9 protein-coding genes and 1 tRNA gene are annotated in these 16273 nt (G+C 60.1%); 6 read left to right on the top strand and 4 right to left on the bottom strand.

The features are described 5' to 3' along the window. Positions 1 to 20 precede the first annotated feature (20 nt). From loaP to DWY03_RS02105, 4 genes are all read right to left on the bottom strand, one after another. Entirely contained in the window at positions 21 to 572 is a 552-nt protein-coding gene (gene loaP / locus DWY03_RS02120) for an antiterminator LoaP (protein ID WP_231500779.1), read from the bottom strand. 789 nt (positions 573 to 1361) lie between these two features. Then, positions 1362 to 1437: transfer RNA gene (locus tag DWY03_RS02115), tRNA-Ala, on the bottom strand. A gap of 122 nt (positions 1438 to 1559) precedes the next feature. After that, a complete protein-coding gene (locus DWY03_RS02110) occupies positions 1560 to 2201 on the bottom strand; it encodes a thiamine diphosphokinase (protein WP_117837167.1) in 642 nt (213 codons plus the stop codon). Between the two features lie 9 nt (positions 2202 to 2210). After that, the gene (locus DWY03_RS02105) at positions 2211 to 2900 is read right to left on the bottom strand and encodes an HAD family phosphatase (protein WP_117837168.1); all 690 of its coding nucleotides are present in this window, start codon (positions 2898 to 2900) and stop codon (positions 2211 to 2213) included. Positions 2901 to 3231: 331 nt separating this feature from the next. Here DWY03_RS02105 and glgB point away from each other — a divergent pair, with 331 nt between their 5' ends. From glgB to DWY03_RS02075, 6 genes are all read left to right on the top strand, one after another. Beyond that, positions 3232 to 5490, top strand: a complete 2259-nt coding sequence (glgB, locus tag DWY03_RS02100; RefSeq protein WP_117837169.1) for a 1,4-alpha-glucan branching protein GlgB — start codon at positions 3232 to 3234, stop codon at positions 5488 to 5490. 93 nt (positions 5491 to 5583) lie between these two features. Continuing rightward, complete coding sequence (locus DWY03_RS02095) at positions 5584 to 8010, top strand: glycogen/starch/alpha-glucan phosphorylase (protein ID WP_117837170.1); 2427 nt, start codon at positions 5584 to 5586, stop codon at positions 8008 to 8010. A gap of 105 nt (positions 8011 to 8115) precedes the next feature. Continuing rightward, positions 8116 to 9264 (top strand): glucose-1-phosphate adenylyltransferase, encoded by a 1149-nt coding sequence (locus DWY03_RS02090; protein ID WP_035138263.1) that lies wholly within the window; start codon positions 8116 to 8118, stop codon positions 9262 to 9264. 4 nt (positions 9265 to 9268) lie between these two features. Next, entirely contained in the window at positions 9269 to 10396 is a 1128-nt protein-coding gene (gene glgD / locus DWY03_RS02085) for a glucose-1-phosphate adenylyltransferase subunit GlgD (RefSeq protein WP_117837171.1), read from the top strand. 90 nt (positions 10397 to 10486) lie between these two features. Next, complete coding sequence (glgA, locus tag DWY03_RS02080) at positions 10487 to 12748, top strand: glycogen synthase GlgA (RefSeq protein WP_197032794.1); 2262 nt, start codon at positions 10487 to 10489, stop codon at positions 12746 to 12748. A gap of 217 nt (positions 12749 to 12965) precedes the next feature. Beyond that, complete coding sequence (locus DWY03_RS02075) at positions 12966 to 16262, top strand: 4-alpha-glucanotransferase (protein ID WP_117839774.1); 3297 nt, start codon at positions 12966 to 12968, stop codon at positions 16260 to 16262. Positions 16263 to 16273 lie beyond the last annotated feature (11 nt).

Raw genomic sequence — 16273 nt, 5'->3', positions numbered from 1 at the left:
TGTGTAGCGTCCGCCAGCAGCTAGGCGATCGCCTTTTTTAGGTTTCGCATTACGCGCTGTTCGGCCGAAAGCACGGCAAGGCCAACGCGCGTAGTCACACGTCGGCCGCACAGGTCGAGCTCCAGATAAGCAGTGCTCTTGCGTCTATTAATGGTTTTGATGAGGCCCTCGTGGCCCAACAGTGGACCTGCCGTCACTACGACCTGGTCGCCGTCTTTTAAGGCCTCGCTCATGGGCACTACGCGGTCTCCTCTATTGGTAAAACTGCCAATGAGCTGGGTCTCTTCTTTTGCCAGCGGCACAAACTGACCATCCTGGGATAACACACGGGCAAAGTCGTCCATACGCAGCAGATACTGTTGCACGGTACGGGGATCTGCCGTATCGCAGATAAGATAACCGGGAAAGAGCGGCTTGGTCGTATTGACCCATTCGCCGTGTACTTTGATCTCGGTTTGAAATTGGGGGTAAAAGAGCTCCTGCATGGCGCTCGCCGGCACCATGCGCTCGATGCGCTCGCGCATTACGTCTTCGCGACCGTTAATGACCTGGATCACATACCACACGAGCACCACCCCCTTGCTGTCTTACGTGTGGCTCACGGGGTTTGGGTATGGCTTCGCCAGGGCGCTCATGCGCGAAGGCGCTCCATATTCAAACCCTGAGCCCAGTTAGACAAGCACGTGGCTCTGTCCCACCGTAAACGGTATGTATAAGCGCAGTTGCTGGAGACGCGGACGTGTAACGCAAAATGACCGCGACTCCAGCTGGCTGCGTGCGAACCAGTCAAGCGGGTACAAAACTGGACCGCACGCAAACAGCTGCAGAACTGCTGCGATTTGTCATGAGATACCGATTCGAAAGTACAGCTTGAACAAAGTCAAGTACAAACACTTTCGATGCGATACGCATGACGACGCTATTGGAGCTCGTGGTTTTTCTGGCACCGCCGTTACGGCCGGATGCTGATCGACCCTGTGCATTGCGGCTTGCTGGAGCCGTTAGCACAGTTGAACCCATGTAACGTTAGGTATTCTAGCACAGCAGGCAGCCCATGCGTTTTGGGGTGTATTGAGCAACATATTGTTTATTTGCCGTGGTTATGGGGGATATTGTGCCGTCTTGCAAACATTGCCGCAGGTTTATGGGGGCGTGTGGGTTGGTGAGCACTGCCTGAGTTGCATTGCTGGCGGCGTGAATTGCTCAAACTATTATCTTTGGCTAACAAACTTTGTACAAAACCGGGAAGGAATTGCGCAACTTTTTATGGGGTGGGCGCGGGTGTACGCGTCACTTTGGTTTGTGGGGTTGATGGGTATGAAAAAAGGCCACCGGATATCCGATGGCCTTTTAAATCACAATGGTGGAGACGAGGGGGATCGAACCCCTGACCTCTTGACTGCCAGTCAAGCGCTCTCCCAGCTGAGCTACGCCCCCGTGACGAGGAGATACTATAGGGGAAGACCTTCTTTGATGCAAGGACTTTTTTGGGTTGTTGGGGTGCCTTACGGGATTTTTGGGACAGGCCCTAAAATCCCTGCTCCGTCCCGATAAAACCCTCACGCGAATAGGAATCCAATTGCGGTTCCTTGGCGGACGGTTATGTTGGCTGTTGTTCTTACTATGTTACTGACGCCTGTGTCGGTTAGCAGGTCCAGAGAGCTGTGGTCTAGCTCCCACTCTAGACCGTGTTCACTTACCTTGGTGTTGGGGGCAATGGCGATGATAGAAAACGTCTTTCCTTCGGCACCTTCGATAGTCCACGATTCGCCTGCGCGAAGGATGCGGGCGACCACCTTGTCCTCGGCAATCCAGACGGGGGCGTCATTGTAGCCCGCGAGCAGGCCCAGTACGGAAAGCGCCATATCCGGGCGGCCGCCGGTGGCGCAGGTCGCAACTACTTCGGCACCTGGCCAGCGACGGCGGACGGAATCAAGCGCCAGCGCAAGATCGGTATAGTCCTTGTACGGGTCGTGGCGCTCAACTTCAAAGTCGGTGGCGGCATCGATCAGCGCGCGGCCCGCATCGCTCACCGTGTCGGCATCCCCCACATAAACGTCGCAGCCCAGGCCGGCGCCCAGCAGCGCATCGAGCCCGCGGTCCACGGCGACAACGTGATCGCACTCCCCCACTAGCCTACTCAACAGGTCCGCGCTCGCCACCACGGGCGAGCCGCAGACCACTAATACCTTACAAGCCACAGCCCTCGCCTATCCCTCAAATGCAAGCACGCGGGCCAAATCCAGGTCCTCATAGCTGTCGATAAAGATATCGCAGTTGGTGCGTACGTCGTCGCGCTTCATGCGGCCGTGCGGATCATAAATACCCACACGCTTAAAGCCGGCGGCCCCACAGCTCTTAAGGCCAAAGACCGCGTCCTCAAACACCCACGTGCGCTCAAACTTGTGCCCATGGCGCTCCTCCAGGCGACGCAACGCCAGCTCGTACACGTCGGGGAACTGCTTGGAGCGTCCCGCCTCGCCCGTGGTGGTCACAAACTCCATGTAGGCATCGAGCCCGGCACCCGCAAGCGCAGACTTAACCAGCTCGGCCGGTGTGGACGTGGCAACGCACATGGCAATGGCCGCCGCCTTCGCCTGCTCCAAAAATACCAGGAGCCCCTCGCGCGGCGGCACCTTGGAGTAGCCATCGATCAGGATGTCGCTCAGCTCGCGATACAGCTCTTCGCCATTCGCGCCAATGTCCCAGGTGTCGTGGTAGGCCTGGCACTCGTCCTCGAGCGACAAATGCTCAAACTGGGCAAAATCGTCGACCGTCACGTCGACTCCGTGGCGGTGCAATAACTCGGGCTGGGCATAGGCCCAAACGGGGGTGCTATTAACCAGTGTGCCGTCGCAATCGAAAATAAAAGCAACGTTGGGGGCGGCGGTCTGGGACATAAACGAACCTTTCGATGTCAAATGGTAAACATCCTGCTAAAAACGTTTTACCAAACGTCAAACTAACAATCTTGAAACCCTAATTGGTAAAACTGTCAAGAGTTTTACCACGGCAATTCTGCCAGTGGTCTAAACATGGCGCTTACCGATTAAACGCCGCCCTAAAACCACTTTCCTTCATAAAAGTAACGTACAGGTGTTATCGTAGTTTCTGCCGAAAGTTCCACCGAGCACGCGAGGTGGAACGAATCATAGAACTATCGCCGTCCCTTCGATTCGTGCAGCCTTGGACCTTTCGCATCTAGTCACCAAGGCAACACGCTGCCGCGTCATGATGGGATCAAACGTGAGCGATACAAAGCTAAAGCCAACGGCTAAAAAGCCCGCAACCCGTAAAGCCGCCCCGCACGCACCGGAGCTCACCAAGGACGATGTCTATCTATTTGGCATCGGCACGTGGGAGCGCAGCTGGGAAAAGATGGGTGCGCACCCCGACACGCAGAACCGTACGCGCGGCTGGCGCTTTTGCGTTTGGGCGCCCGATGTAAAGAGCGTGCATGTCATTGGCGATTTTAACGACTGGGATGAGGAAGCCAACCCTCTGGTGCCCGTGCATACGAGCGCTATTTGGGAAGGCTTTATTCCTGGCGCAGAACAAGGTCAGCTCTATAAATATCTCATCGAGACCAACGAGGGCGAAAAGCTCTACAAGGCCGATCCGTATGCCTTTAGGGCCGAGTGCCCTCCGGGTACTGCGAGCGTGCTGTGGACACTCGACGGCTATAAGTGGAACGATGCCGCGTGGCTCAAGCGCCGCGCTGGCCACAACCACATGTCGCAGCCGCTCAACATCTACGAGGTGCATATTGGCTCGTGGAAGCGCCACGGCGATGCGCCGCAGGGCGAGCCGGACGAGTACGGCAACTACCCAGGCCCCATGGACCCCTTCCCCGCGCAGCGCGGCGAGTTTTACACCTACGACGACCTGTCGGTGGAGCTCGTGGACTACGTGCGCGACATGGGCTACACGCATATCGAGGTCATGCCGCTCATGGAGCATCCCTTCGATGGCTCATGGGGCTACCAGACGACCGGCTACTATGCCGCCACGTCGCGCTACGGCAACCCGCAGCAGCTCATGCACTTTATCGATGCGTGCCACGAGGCAGGCATTGGCGTGATCATGGACTGGGTACCCGGCGGTTTTTGCGCCGACGCCCATGGCCTTGCCTCCTTTAACGGCCACATGCTGTTTGAGCACGAGATTCACCCCAACTGGGGCACGCACAAGTTTGACTTCGCCCGCGGCGAGGTCCGCTCCTTCCTTGTTTCCAACGTGCTGTACTGGCTCGAGAACTTCCACGTTGACGGCATCCGCATGGATGGCGTGTCCAGCATGCTGTACCTCAACTTTGGCATCGACGATCCGGGCCAAAAGAAGTTCAACAAGTACGGTACCGAGGAGGACCTGGACGCCAGCGCTTTTATCCGCCAGGTCAACTGCGCCGTGGAGGCCCACTTCCCTGACGTGATGATGATGGCTGAGGAGTCCACCGCGTGGCCGCTCGTGACCTATCCGCCGCAGGACGGCGGCCTGGGCTTCCACTACAAGTGGGACATGGGTTGGATGAACGACACCCTGCACTACATGCAGACCGATTTTCCGTGGCGCCCCAGCAACCACGGGCTGCTCACGTTCTCCATCATGTACGCCTTTACCGAGAACTTCATCTGCCCGCTGAGCCACGACGAGGTCGTACACGGCAAGTGCTCGCTGATCGGCCGCATGCCGGGCGACTGGTGGCGCCAATTTGCCGGCCTGCGCACGCTGGCCTTCTACCAGATGACGCACCCCGGCGCCAAGCTCAACTTTATGGGCAACGAGATCGGCCAGTTTATTGAGTGGCGCTACTACGAGTCCATTCAGTGGTTCCTGACCGAGGAGTACGAGACCCACCGTCATCATCAGGCGTTTATCAAGGCGCTCAACCACCTGTACACCGCCGAGCCCGCCCTGTACGAGCGCGGCTACACCGATGACGGCTTTACCTGGATCGACGCGGACAACTCCAAGCAGTCCATCGTGAGCTTTGTGCGCCAGGGCGAGGACATCGACGACGACCTGGTGATCCTGATCAACTTTGACCCGGCGAGCTACGAGAGCTTCCGCGTGGGTGTGCCGCGCGAGGGTGACTGGGAGGTCATCTTTGACTCCGACCGTCCCGAGTTTGGCGGCAGCGGCTATGCCGGCAAGGAGCCCTACACCTGCTCGAGCGAGCCCTATCCCTGGAACGGGCAGATGGACTCCATTGAGATTAAGGTGCCCGGTCTGGCAGGCGTGGTGCTTAAGCGCCGCGGTCCCAGCAGCTATAAGCCGCCCGTGGTCGAGGAGCCCAAGGCTGCGCCCAAAAAGCGTACGTCTTCGGTGAAGCCCAAGCCTGCGGCTGCTAAGAAGGCTCCGGCAAAGGCGAAGGCAAAGACTAAGGCTGCAAAGCCCGCCGCTAAGGCCACGGCCAAGAAGACGGCCACCAAAAAGGCTGCTCCCAAGTCCAAGACAGGCGCTGTTAAGGCATCTGCCAAGGATGCGTAACAAAACCGTTACAGCTGTAATTACCCGCCCCGACGAGGCGTAGGATACAAGTCATAACCGTTCCGGGAGAAACATCCCCGGGGGAAGGAACGTATGAATAAGATCTTCGACAACAAGCAGGAGTTTTCCGAGCTCTATCGCGATGCCGTCATGAGCATTAGCGGCAAGAGCGTCGAGGCCGCCAGTGACCTCGACCGCTTTAACGCCCTAGCCAAGCTCGTGGCCGAGAAGGCGCGCACCGTTGCCACCAAGAGTGACGCCCGCGTCACCGCCGAGGGCAAGAAGCGCGTGTACTACTTCTCGATCGAGTTTTTGATCGGTCGCCTGCTCGACAACTACCTGCTCAACTTTGGCGTGCGCGACATGGTCGCCGAGGCGCTCGACGACATGGGCTTCGACCTGTCCGTCATCGAGAAGCAGGAGCCCGATCCGGCCCTGGGCAACGGCGGCCTGGGCCGTCTGGCCGCATGCTTCTTGGATTCCATGGCAGCCGAGGGCATCGCCGGCTATGGCAACGGCATGCGCTACCGCTACGGCCTCTTTAAGCAGGAGATCGTTAACGGCAGCCAGGTCGAGACCACCGACGAGTGGCTCACCCATGGCTATCCCTGGGAGGTCCGCCGTCAGGACAAGGCCGTGACCATTAAGTTTGGTGGCCATGTTGAGGGCTTTGAGGAGAACGGCCGCACGTTCTACCGCACGGTGGACACGCAGGACATCCTGGCTGTCCCTTATGACATCCCCGTCGTGGGCTATGCCGGCGAGACCGTCAACAAGCTGCGCGTCTGGGCCGCCGAGCCGGTCGAGGAGCACTTTGATCTGGAGGCCTTCAACCGCGGCGACTATGCTCTGGCCGATGCCGAGCGCGCTGAGGCCGAGGCCATCAGCGCCATCCTCTACCCCAACGACGCCGGCGAGCACGGCCGTCTGCTTCGCCTGAAGCAGGAGTACCTGTTTGTTTCGGCCGGTATCTACAGCCTGCTCGACACCTTTGAGAAGGAGCACGGCGCGAACTGGGAGCTGCTGCCGCAGTTTGTGGCCATCCACACCAACGATACCCACCCCGCCATGTGCGGCCCCGAGCTCATGCGTATCCTCATCGACGAGAAGAAGCTCGAGTGGGATGACGCCTGGAACATCGTGACGCAGGTCGTGAGCTACACCAACCACACCATCCTGCCCGAGGCCTTGGAGAAGTGGCCTATCGGCACGTTCTCCAAGCTCCTCCCCCGCGTGTACCAGATCATCGACGAGATCAGCCGTCGTTGGCACGAGTCGTTCGACACCACGAAGGAGGGCTGGCAGGAGCGTCTGCGCCAGACCGCCATCCTGTGGGACGGCGAGATTCGCATGGCCAACCTGTCTGTGATCTGCAGCCACAGCGTCAACGGCGTGGCCAAGATCCATTCCGACATCATCAAGAACATCGTGCTCAAGGACTTCTATGCCCTGACGCCCGAGAAGTTCAACAACAAGACCAACGGCATCTCGCACCGTCGCTTCTTTGCCGAGGCCAACCCCACCTACGCCAAGCTCGTGACCGAGACCATTGGCGATGGCTGGCTCAAAGACGCCTTTGAGCTTGAGAAACTCAAGGAGTTTAAGGACGACACCGAGTTCCTGAAGGCCGTGGGTGCCTCCAAGCGCGCCAACAAGGAGCGTCTGGCCGCCTACGTCAAGGCCGAGACCGGTCTGGTTATCGACCCCAACACCGTCTTCGATGTCCAGGTAAAGCGCTTCCACGCCTATAAGCGCCAGCTCATGAACATAATGAAGGTGATGGACATCTACAACCGTCGCATCGCCGATCCTAACTTCCACGTGACGCCGACGACCTTCATCTTTAGCGGCAAGGCGGCCTCGAGCTACACCTTTGCCAAGGAGACCATCCGCCTCATTAACTCCGTGGCCGATGTCATCAACAACGACGCCCGCGTCAACGAGGTCATGAAGGTCTGCTTTATCCCCAACTTCCGCGTGAGCAACGCCCAGCTCATCTACCCTGCCGCCGAGATCTCGGAGCAGATCTCCACGGCCGGCAAGGAGGCCTCGGGCACGTCCAACATGAAGCTCATGATGAACGGCGCCATTACGCTGGGCACCCTCGACGGCGCCAACATCGAGATCGCCGACCTGGCCGGCCGCGAGAACGAGGCCATCTTTGGCCTGACCGCTCCCGAGGTCGAGCAGCTCTGGGCATCCAACAGCTACTTTGCGTGGGATACCCTCAACGGCGACCGCGAGCGTCTGGGCCGCGTTATGGACGAGCTCAAGGACAACACCTTTGCGGGTCTTTCGGGCAACTTCGAGAGCATCTACAACGAGCTCATGAACAACAACGACCCCGATCTGGTCATGGCAGACTTCCGCAGCTACGTCGACGCCTGGGAGAAGCTCACGAACAGCTACGGCGACCAGGAGACCTGGAACCGCAAGGCCCTGCTCAACACCGCCTCCTCCGGCTGGTTCTCGAGCGACCGCACCATTCGCGAGTACCGCGACGAGATCTGGCACGCGTAAAGGCGCGCGAGCTCCCTTTGCCGTACGGCATTACTCGACGGGCGTGACAGAGCGCCGCGCCCGTCGCTAATGGGTTAGGAACATCGATGACAGAAGGAGAAATCGATGAGTAAGAAAGAATGCATCGCGATGCTCCTCGCAGGAGGACAGGGCAGCCGATTGGGGGCACTCACCCAAAAGATCGCTAAGCCGGCGGTTAGCTTTGGTGGCAAGTTCCGCATTATCGACTTTTCGCTGTCCAACTGCTCCAACTCGGGCATCGACACGGTGGGCGTTCTGACGCAGTACCGTCCCTACCTGCTGCATGCCTACGTGGGATCCGGCGAGGCGTGGGATCTGGACAGCCGCGACGGCGGCGTGTCGATCCTGCCGCCGTACGAGACGCAGACCGGCGGCGCCTGGTATGCGGGCACGGCCGACGCCATTACGCAGAACCTCGACTACATCAAGGCCAACGACCCCAAGTACGTCCTGATTCTTTCGGGCGATCACCTGTATCGCATGGACTACCGCAAGATGCTCAAGACGCACATTGAGAACAACGCCGACCTCACGGTGAGCGTTATGCCCGTGCCGTGGGAGGAGGCCAGCCGCTTTGGCATCCTGACCACCGACCCCGAGGACGGCCGCATCACCAAGTTCACCGAGAAGCCCGAGAAGCCCGATTCGAACCTCGCGTCCATGGGCATCTACATCTTCTCGGCCGACGTGCTGATCGAGGCGCTCGAGGAGGACGCTCTGGACCAGCGCTCGAGCCACGACTTTGGCAAGGACATCATCCCCAAGCTGCTCGGTGAGAACAAGCGCCTGTACAGCTACGAGTTCCACGGCTTCTGGAAGGACGTCGGCACCATCGCCAGCTTCCATGAGACCTCGATGGACCTGCTGGGTAACAACCCCGAGTTCGATCTGTTCGACAAGAACTTCCCCATCATGTCCAACATCACCACGCGTCCGCCGCACTACATTGGCCCGGACGGCCGCCTAGACGACTGCCTGGTCTCCAATGGCTGCAAGATCTACGGCACCGCTCGCCACTCGATCCTTTCGACCGATGTCATCATCGAGGAGCGCGCCGTGGTCGAGGACTCCGTGCTACTGCCGGGCGCGCACGTTAAGAGCGGCGCGCACATCTGCCGCGCTATTTTGGGCGAGAACTCCACGGTCGAAGAGGGCGTGAAGCTCGGCTCTGTCGATACCACCAAGGATACGGCCGTCGTTGGAAATGACGTCGTTATCGGGAAGGGGGAATGATCCGATGATCAATCGCAAGGCCATCGGTTATATCACCGCTAACTACTCTTCGTCCTACGGCAGTGTCCTGCTCAAGGACCGCCCCATCGCGTCCGTTCCGTTTTTGGGCCGCTACCGCCTGATCGACTTTCCGCTGTCCAACATGATGAATGCCGGCATCAAGACCGTTGGAGTCGTCATGCCGGGTAACTACCGCTCGCTGATCGACCACGTGGGCTCGGGCAAGGACTGGGGCCTGGACCGCAAGAAGGGCGGCCTGTTCATGGTCCCCGGCAACGCGTATGGCACCACCAAGGGCGGCATGCGCTTCCTGCTGCGCGACATCATCTCCAACAAGACACTGTTCCAGCGCTCGCAGAAGCCCTATGTTGTGATGATGGGCACCAACATCATCTTTAACATGGACCTCAACACCATCATCGAGGCGCACGAGAACTCTGGCGCCCAGATGACCGTGGTGTACTGCAAGGCCACGCGCAATGTTGATGACGAGACCAAGCTCGAGATTAACGAGAACGGCCGCCTGACGGGCGTGAGCGCCGGCGTCGTGTACGGCGACAACGCCTCTATGGACTGCTGCATCGTCAACCGCGAGACGCTGCTCGAGATCATCGACCACTACCAGGCCGCCGACTATCTGGACCTGCTAGAGGCACTCCAGGGCGACTTTGGCAACATCGACGTGTGCAGCTACGAGTACAAGGGCGAGGTCGTGGGCGTGTTTAGCGAGAAGTCGCTGTATCGCCGCAGCATGGACCTGCTCGACCAGACAGTAGCCGACCAGCTCTTCGATCCCGAGCGCCCGATTCTGACCAAGGCCCACGACGTGCCGCCTTCGCGCTATGCGACCGGCAGCCACGCGTGCAACTCGATCATCTCGGCCGGCTGCATCATCAAGGGCACCGTGCGCAACTCGATCCTGTCGCGCGGCGTCGTGGTCGAGGAGGGCGCTTCGGTGACCAACTCGATCATCAACCAGAGCTGCATCATCAAGAGCGGCGCCCGCGTTGAGAACGCCATTCTAGACAAGAACAACGTGGTTCCCACCAACACCGAGCTTCGCGGCACGCCCGAGAACATCCTGGTGCTGGGCAAGGCTCCGTTAACTTCCGACACCACCATCGTACGTTAACGTTGGCACCGCAACATCGCTCGTAACATGTAGAATAGCCGCCCGGTTAGCGCCAGGCGGCTATTCTCGAATTGCAACATGGGAGACAATATGGCAGATTCCAGCAAAAAGATGCAGATCGTGTTTGCCTCGGCCGAGTGCGCACCGTTTGTAAAGACCGGTGGCCTGGGCGACGTGGCGGGCTCGCTGCCCGCGGCGCTTGTGCGCGCCGGCGCCGAGGTCATCGTCATGGTGCCCAAGTACGCCACCATCAAGGACGAGTACAAGGCGCAGATGGAGCACTTCTCCGACTTTTACGTGAGCCTGGGCTGGCGCAACGAGTACTGCGGTCTCGAGAAGCTCGAGCACGACGGCGTCACCTATATGTTCATCGACAACGAGCGCTACTTTGCGCGCGACTATCCGTACGGCTTCTTTGATGACGGCGAGCGCTTTGCGTTCTTCTCCAAGGCCATCACCGAGAGTCTGCAGCACCTGCCGGCCGGTTTTGAGTGCGACATCCTGCACTGCAACGACTGGCAGACGGCGCTGGCGCCAGTGTTCTTGCGCGAGTTCTACCAGGGCCTGCCGCTGTACGACCGCGTCAAGACCGTGTTCTCGATCCACAACGTGGCGTTCCAGGGCCAGTTTAGCGACACCGTGATGGAGGACATCCTGGGCGTGGCGCATATTCCGGCGGCCGCCTCGCAGTTGCGTTGCGACGCCTGCAGCATCAACTACATGCTGGGCGCCCTGCGCTATGCCGATGCCATCACTACGGTGAGCCCCACCTATGCCAACGAGATCCAGACGCCCGAGTTTGGCGAGGGCCTGGACGGCGTTCTGCGCGAGCGTTCGTACGCGCTGCAGGGCATCCTCAACGGCATTGACGTGGCGGGCTTTGACCCGGCGACCGACAAGCGCATTGCCGCCAACTACACGGTTGAAGACCGCTCCGGCAAGGCCGTGTGCAAGGCCAAGCTGCAGGAAGAGCTGGGGCTCGAGGTTCGCGACGACCGCCCGCTCATGGTGATGGTCACGCGCCTGACGCGCCAAAAGGGCATGGACCTGGTCATGTACGCGCTCGACCGCATTCTGGCCGGCGGCGTGCAGGTGGCGGTGCTGGGCACCGGCGACCGCGACTACGAGGACGGCCTGCGCTACTTCCAGGACAAGTACCCCGGCACCATGGCCGCGCGCATCGAGTTCGATCCGGCGCTGTCGCAGCGCATGTATGCTGCCGCCGACATGTTCCTGATGCCTTCGAAGTTTGAGCCCTGCGGCCTGTCGCAGATCATTGCCATGCGCTACGGTACCCTGCCTATCGTACGCGAGACCGGTGGTCTGAAGGACACTGTGATTCCGTATAACGAGTTTACCGGCGAGGGCACGGGCTTCTCGTTTAGTAACTTTAACGGCGACGAGATGGGCGACGCCGTGTTCCGTGCGGCACGCCTGTTCTGGGACAACCGCGATGCCTGGAACCAGCTGGTCACGCAGGCCATGAGCCAGGACTTTAGCTGGACGCGCTCGGCCGACAAGTATCTGGACCTGTACTTCTTTATGCATCCGGAGATTGAGAGGCCGGCGGCTGTTGTCGACGAGCCTGAGGCTGTTGCTGAGAAAGTTGAGGCCGAGCCCGAGCCCCAGGCCGAGGTTGTGGCCAAGCCCGAGCCTAAGGCTGAGGAGAAGCCGGTTGAGGCTAAATCTGAGGTGAAGGTTGAGACAGCTCCCGAGGCTGCTCCCGAGGCTGAGGCTAAGCCGGCTGCGAAGCCTGCTGCCAAGAAGACCACGACGCGCAAGACGACGGCCAAGAAGGCTACGACAACCAAGGCCGCTGCCACCAAGACCACCGCTGCCAAGGCAACTACCGCCAAGGCAACGACTACGCGCAAGCGCACGACCGCCGCTGCCAAGAAGGCCGCCGAGGCCGAGGCTGCTCCCGAGGTAAAGACCGAGACCAAGCCGGCCAAGAAGACTCCGGCCAAGACTGCAGCCAAGAAGACGACCGCGACCAAGACCACGACCGCCAAGAAGGCCACGGTCACAAAGTCGACCAAAACCAAGGCTGCCGCAAAGCCGGCCGCCAAGGTCGAGGAGACGCCTGCCGAGTCCAAGGCCGAGGCAGCTGTCGAGGCCAAGCCGGCCGCCAAAACCACCACGCGCAAGCGCACTGCAACGACGGCCAAAAAGACCACGACCAAGGCTGCTGCTCCTAAGGCGGAAGCTAAGGCCGAGGCCAAACCCGCAGTAAAGGCCAAGCCCGAGCCCACAATGGAGACCCCGGTCTCCCCCGCCGCACCGACTGAGGAAAAGGCCCCGACCAAGAAGACCTCCGTCCGCAAGGCAACGGCCACCCGCAAGCGCCGCTAGCATACAGACGATTCAAAACCTCATCAAACCCTAAGCAAGGGGCGCTCCAACCGGGCGTCCCTTCTCTGTAGGTAGTGGTAAATCGATTTTCTAGGACAACCGTTCGCCGATGGTAAACGGATGTTGTTTATACAGCCTGTGTACAAAAGATATACTTACAACTTGCGCGTAAAGCCCATGGCCCGCAGGCCGTGATTCTATTGAACTGGACCGTATTATGAGATTGATTCACAACAGCCGTCTGCCGCAGTTTCGTACTCCGTTTGGCGCTGTGACCACAGGAACTTCCGTTTCGCTCTCGGTGATTTTGGAGGATGCCGACCCCAACCAGGCAACGCTCACCCTGCGCACCTGGGTCGATGAAATCGGTGAGTCTCTGTATCCCATGACGCACGAGGGCGACGGCATATTTACCGTAGAGCTTGAGTGCACTGAGCCCTGTCTTATCTGGTACAGCTTTATCTGCAACATCGAGGGCCAGCCTGCGGTACGCCTGGGTGCACCGCAGGGTCGCACCGGTGGCGAGGGTGTGACCTACAACTACGCCGAGGTTCCGTCCTTCCAGATTACCGTCTACAAGCACCGAGAGAACCGTCCCACTTGGTACGAGCGCGGTATGGTCTACCAGATCTTCCCCGACCGCTATGCACGCGACGAAAACTGGCGCGAACGCACGCTTGCCGAAGTTGAAAAACCGCGCAAAGGAATCCAGCGCCGCATGGTCGAGGACTGGAACGAACCGCCCGAGTACGAGCGTGCCGAAGACGGCTCCATCAAGACCTGGGATTTTTACGGCGGCTCGCTCAAGGGTATCCAAAATGACCTGCGCCGCATTGCCGAGCTAGGCTTTACGGCCATCTACCTCAACCCCATCTTTGAGGCCGCGAGTAACCACCGCTACGACACGGCCGACTACACCAAGATCGACCCGATCCTGGGCACCGAGCAGGACTTTACCGAGCTGTGCAAGGCAGCCGAGAAGCTGGGCATCTCCATCATCCTGGACGGCGTCTTCAACCACACGGGCGACGATTCGATCTACTTTAACCGCTACGGCAATTATCCCGGCGTCGGTGCTTGGCAAAGCGAGGACTCGCCGTGGCGCGATGCGTTTTACTTCCATGAAGACGGTTCGTATGACTGCTGGTGGGGCGTGGGAAACATGCCCGCCATCAACGAGAGCTCCGAACTGGTGCGCGAGCGGCTCCTGGGCAAGGACGGCGTGATCCGCAAATGGCTGCGCGCCGGTGCCCATGGTTGGCGCCTGGACGTGGCCGACGAGCTTTCCGATGACTTCCTGGCCGAGATCAAAAAGGCCGTGCTCGCCGAGAAACCTGACGCACTGCTGCTCGGCGAGGTCTGGGAAGACGCCTCCAACAAGATCAGCTACGGCCATCTGCGCCGCTACCTGCAGGGCTCTGAGCTCGACTCTGCCATGGACTACCCCTTCCGCGACATGGTCATCGGCTTTTTGATGGGCTACAAGAATGCCTATCAAGCTGCTGAGGACATCGAGACCCTGCGCGAGAACTACCCGCGCGAGGCACTGGCCTGCGCGCTCAATCTGCTTTCGAGCCACGACCGCCCGCGCATTATCTCGGTGCTCGGCGGTGGCCCCGACGAGTCGCAGCTGCCCGAGAGCGAGCGCAGCAAATGGCGCCTGGACGAGAACTCGATGGGCCTGGCCAAGAGCCGTTTTTGGTTGGCAACGCTCATGCAGATGACCTTCCCCGGCGTGCCTTCGATCTATTACGGCGATGAGTACGGGCTGGAGGGCCTCACCGATCCGGGCAACCGTCGTACCCTGCCGACCAAGGACCAACTCCATGACTTCGATACGCTGGCCATCGTTAAGAACGCATCTGCCGTGCGCCGCGCTCTGCCCTTTATGGTCGATGGCGAGATCAAGGCCTTCGCTCTCAACGACGACGTCTTGGCCTACACCCGCACGGGCAAAGACGGCGAGGCCGCGACGGTTATCATCAACCGCAGCCTGCGCAATTCGCACTGCGTGACGATCCCGGCGCTCGGCGAATGTGCAAGCGACGTGATCAGCGGCCACGAATGCGAAATCCACAACGGTACCGTCACGCTCGACCTGTACCCGCTGGGCTCTTCGATCATCTATCACCATGCCGAGAAGCGCCTGCAGGAGCCGCTCGATCATGGCGCGGGCGTCGTGTGCCACATCACCTCGGTGCCGACCGATGACGGCAAGCCTGGCACGATCGGTGCGCCCACGCGTCGTTTTATCGACCACCTGGCTGCCATGGGCATGCGCTACTGGCAGGTCCTGCCCGTCAATCCCACGGACTTCTTCCGCTCCCCCTACGCCGGTCCTTCGGCCTTTGCAGGCAATATCGACCTGCTGCCCGAGAGCCACGAGGAGCTGGCTGCCGACTTCGTCACCTGGAAGGCCCGCGGCGGCGAGGATGCCGACCCGCTCTACACCGCGTTTAAACATCGCAATGCCGACTGGCTCGAGAAGTACTGCGTCTACATGGCGGTAAAGAAGCACTTTGAGGGACTGTCGCGCCACGATTGGCCGGCGGATGTCGCGCGCTACAACGAGCACCTGATCGATGACAAGCGCTTCCACGACGAGGCCGAGCTGCAGGCGTACATGCAGTATCGCTTTGACCTGGCCTGGTGCGAGCTCATGAACTATGCACACAAGAAGGGCATCGAGGTCATCGGCGATATCCCCATGTATGTCTCGGATGATTCGGCCGACGCGTGGAGCGAACCCGAGAACTTCTGGCTGTCCGACACCGGCAAGGCGATTGAGATTTCGGGCGCGCCGCCCGACAACTTTGCGCCCGAGGGCCAGGTGTGGGGCAACCCCACCTTCCGCTGGGAACACATGAAGGAGAACGGCTATAGTTGGTGGATGGATCGCCTGCGTCGTGCGTTTTCGCTCTACGACCGCGTGCGCCTAGACCACTTCCTGGGCTTCCACAGCTACTTTAGCATCCCCGCCGGCAAGGCCTGTGCCGATGGCCGCTGGCTGGCGGGCCCGGGCAAAGACCTGTTCCAGACCGCCTACGACGAGCTAGGTCCGCTCAACTTTATCGCCGAGGACCTAGGTTATCTGACGCCTGGCGTTCGCGCCATGGCTTCCACCTGCGGCTTCCCCGGCATGGATGTGCTGGAGTTTAGCGACTACGACGTTCGTTGCGGCGTGCATCCCACGCCGGGCAAAATCCTGTACACCTCGACGCACGATACGTCGACGCTGGCCGGTTGGTGCACGCGTTCCTTTGCGGGCGGCGACGTGCCGAGCGGTGTTGAGGTGGCGGCCAAGCTGATGAGCGACGCGCTGGCAAGCGACGCTCCCCTGGTGATGATGCCGCTACAGGATATTCTGGGGCTTAGCGACGACGCGCGCATGAACGTTCCGGGCGTGGCCACGGGCAACTGGACCTGGCAGGCTGACGAGGCGGACATTGTAGCCGCTGAGGACAAAACCGCACAGCTCCTGCGCAACAACCATAGATTCTGGGACGAAGCGTGATAAAACCCCCG

Origin of the sequence: Collinsella sp. AF23-2, assembly GCF_003459245.1 — a bacterium.
GTDB lineage: Bacteria > Actinomycetota > Coriobacteriia > Coriobacteriales > Coriobacteriaceae > Collinsella.
This window is presented reverse-complemented; position numbering and strand designations above follow the sequence as displayed.

Coding starts and splice junctions, on each gene's coding strand:
- DWY03_RS02090 (WP_035138263.1), top strand. CDS start 8,116: ATGAGTAAGAAAGAATGCATCGCGATGCTCCTCGCAGGAGGACAGGGC.
- glgB (WP_117837169.1), top strand. CDS start 3,232: ATGATGGGATCAAACGTGAGCGATACAAAGCTAAAGCCAACGGCTAAA.
- glgA (WP_197032794.1), top strand. CDS start 10,487: ATGGCAGATTCCAGCAAAAAGATGCAGATCGTGTTTGCCTCGGCCGAG.
- DWY03_RS02095 (WP_117837170.1), top strand. CDS start 5,584: ATGAATAAGATCTTCGACAACAAGCAGGAGTTTTCCGAGCTCTATCGC.
- DWY03_RS02105 (WP_117837168.1), bottom strand. CDS start 2,900: ATGTCCCAGACCGCCGCCCCCAACGTTGCTTTTATTTTCGATTGCGAC.
- glgD (WP_117837171.1), top strand. CDS start 9,269: ATGATCAATCGCAAGGCCATCGGTTATATCACCGCTAACTACTCTTCG.
- DWY03_RS02075 (WP_117839774.1), top strand. CDS start 12,966: ATGAGATTGATTCACAACAGCCGTCTGCCGCAGTTTCGTACTCCGTTT.